At 74.1% G+C, this 2687-nt stretch carries 3 protein-coding genes; 1 reads left to right on the top strand and 2 read right to left on the bottom strand.

The features are described from left to right. Window positions 1-77: 77 nt before the first annotated feature. Together J0670_RS35300 and J0670_RS35305 are read right to left on the bottom strand one after the other, a co-directional pair. On the bottom strand, window positions 78-719 hold the full coding sequence (locus J0670_RS35300; RefSeq protein WP_207816650.1) for a CoA transferase subunit B: 642 nt from the start codon (window positions 717-719) through the stop codon (window positions 78-80). Further along, window positions 716-1474, bottom strand: a complete 759-nt coding sequence (locus tag J0670_RS35305; RefSeq protein ID WP_207816652.1) for a CoA transferase subunit A — start codon at window positions 1472-1474, stop codon at window positions 716-718. The genes J0670_RS35300 and J0670_RS35305 overlap by 4 nt, the downstream gene beginning before the upstream one ends. Window positions 1475-1581: 107 nt before the next feature. Between J0670_RS35305 and J0670_RS35310 the strand changes: the two genes are divergently transcribed. Then, window positions 1582-2687, top strand: a 1106-nt coding sequence (locus J0670_RS35310; RefSeq protein ID WP_207816653.1) for a helix-turn-helix domain-containing protein, incomplete at its 3' end; no start/stop codon positions are given.

Raw genomic sequence — 2687 nt, forward strand, 5'->3', positions numbered from 1 at the left:
TGGTTCCGTCCGTGGTTCCGTCCGTGAACCGTTCGGGCGCTCGGACGGGGGCGCGTCGACCGGGTGGACGTTGCGGGTCATCGGGGATCACCCGCCGTCACCGGCGCGGCCGTTCGGGCCCTCAGTTCCTCCGGGCTCACGCCGGGCGCGGTCTCCACCAGGACCAGGCCGTCGGGCGTCACGTCCAGCACGCCGAGGTCGGTGATGATCCGGTCCACGCAGCCGCGGCCGGTCAGCGGCAGGGTGCACTCGGGGACGATCTTCGGTGTGCCGTCCTTGGCGGTGTGCTCCATCAGCACGATCACCCGCCGGGCGCCGTGGACGAGGTCCATCGCGCCGCCCATGCCCTTGACCATCTTCCCGGGGACCATCCAGTTCGCCAGGTCCCCGGTGGAGGACACCTGCATGGCACCGAGGACCGCCGCGTCGATGTGGCCGCCGCGGATCATGCCGAAGGAGAGCGAGGAGTCGAAGAAGGACGCGCCCGGGAGCACGGTCACCGTCTCCTTGCCCGCGTTGATCAGGTCCGGGTCCACCTCCTGATCGGTCGGGTACGGGCCCACGCCGAGCAGGCCGTTCTCCGAGTGCAGGACGACGTCCACGTCCGGCGCCAGGAAGCCCGGCACCAGGGTGGGCAGGCCGATCCCGAGGTTGACGTACCAGCCGTCGGTCAGTTCGCGGGCGGCCCGGGCCGCCATCTCGTTCCGGTTCCATGTCATGCGCCGCGCACCGTCCTGCGCTCGATGCCCTTGGTCGCGGCCTGCTCCGGTGTCAGCGCCAGGACGCGCTGCACGAAGACGCCGGGCAGGTGGATCGCGTCGGGGTCCAGCTCGCCCGGTTCGACCAGCTCCTCGACCTCGGCGACGGTCACCCGGGCGGCCATCGCGGCGAGCGGGTTGAAGTTGCGGGCGGCCTTGGCGAAGACGAGGTTGCCGTGCCGGTCGCCCCGGGCCGCGCGGACCAGCGCGAAGTCGGTGGTGATGCCGTGTTCCAGCACGTAGCGGCGGCCGTCGTACTCGCGCACCTCCTTGGGCGGGGAGGCGACGGCGACGGCGCCGTCCGGGGCGTAGCGCCAGGGCAGGCCGCCCTCGGCGACCATGGTGCCGACGCCCGCCGGGGTGAAGAACGCGGGGATGCCGCAGCCGCCCGCGCGCAGGCGCTCGGCGAGGGTGCCCTGCGGGGTGAGCTCCAGCTCCAGCTCGCCGCTGAGGTAGCGGCGGGCGAACTCCTTGTTGTCACCGACGTACGAGCCGGTGACCCGGCTGATCCGCCCTGCGGCCAGCAGCACGCCGAGGCCGCCGCCGTCCACGCCGCAGTTGTTGGACACCACGCTCAGGCCGCCGGAGCCGCGCGCGTACAGCGCCCGGATGAGCACGTTCGGGACGCCGCTGAGGCCGAAGCCCCCGACGGCGATCGAGGCGCCGTCCCCGATGTCGGCCACGGCCTCCTCGGGTGAGGCCACCAGTTTGTCCATTCCTTTGCCCCTGTTCGCCTGGTGAACTATCGTTCGGAATCGTGGGTGCGCAGAGTGTGCGCCGAGGTCCGACGCCTGTCAACGGGCGTGTGAGGGGGAGTCCGCCGATGCCCGAAGTCGTTCCGCCACCGTCCGTTCCGCCACCGTCCGTTCCGCCACCGTCCGTTCCGCCGCAGGAGCCCGTTGCCGGGCCCGAGGAGTCCGTCGGCCCGCTGGAGCGCGGACTCGCCCTGCTGCACGCCATGGCCGTCGACCCGGCGGTGCGTCAGCGCCCCAGCGACCTCGCCCGCGCCACCGGCCTCGCCCGCTCCACCGTCGACCGGATCGCCACCACGCTCGTCCGACTCGGGTACCTGCGCTCCGACGGGCGGGACCTCGTCCTGGCGCCCCGGGCCGCCGAGTTCGGCAACGCCTACCTGGCCGGGAGCGGCCTGCCGGAACTCCTCGGCCCGCTCGCCGTCGAACTCGCCGACCACCTCGACGAGTCCGTCTCGATCGCCGTCCCCGACGGCGACGGCGCGCGCTTCGTCGTCCAGGCCACCCGGCGGCGCGCGATGGCCGTCTCCTTCCGCACCGGAGACCTGCTGCCCGCCGAACGCTGCGCGCCGGGCGCGCTGTTCGCCGCCGAGTGGGACGACGACCGGTGGGCCGCCTGGCTGCGGCACCGCGAGGACGGTGAGGCCGACGACGGTTTCGCGGTGCCGCCGTCGAGTGCGCCGGACCCCGTCGGGTTCCTGGAGCGGGTACGGACCTCCGGCGTGCGCGGCCGGTCGGTGGACGACCAGCTGATCGAGCCCGGGCTGGTCGCCGTCGCCGTCCCGGTGCGCGACACCTCGGGCGCGACGGTCTGCGCGGTCAGCGTCGTCAGCCACACCAGCCGGCACGACGCCGACTCGCTCGAAGGCCACGCCCTGCCCCGACTCCGGGAAACGGCACGGGAGATGGAGCGCCGACTCGCCCTCCCGGCGGCGCCCCCGGCCGCACTCGCGCTGCCGTCGTCCGGCCGGCGGCTCAAGGAGGAACTCGGCTCCGGTTTCCTCCAGTCGCTCGCCCGCGGGCTGGACGTCCTGATCGCCCTCGGTGCCGCGCCCGGCGGTCACCCCCTCGCCGCCGTGGCCCGGGCCACCGGTCTGCCCCGCGCCACCGCCCGCCGGGCGCTGATCACCCTGCGGCACCTCGGGTACGTCGACGCCGACGGCGAGCGCTTCCGCCT

Origin of the sequence: Streptomyces sp. FH025 (assembly GCF_017427025.1) — a bacterium.
Classification (GTDB): domain Bacteria; phylum Actinomycetota; class Actinomycetes; order Streptomycetales; family Streptomycetaceae; genus Kitasatospora.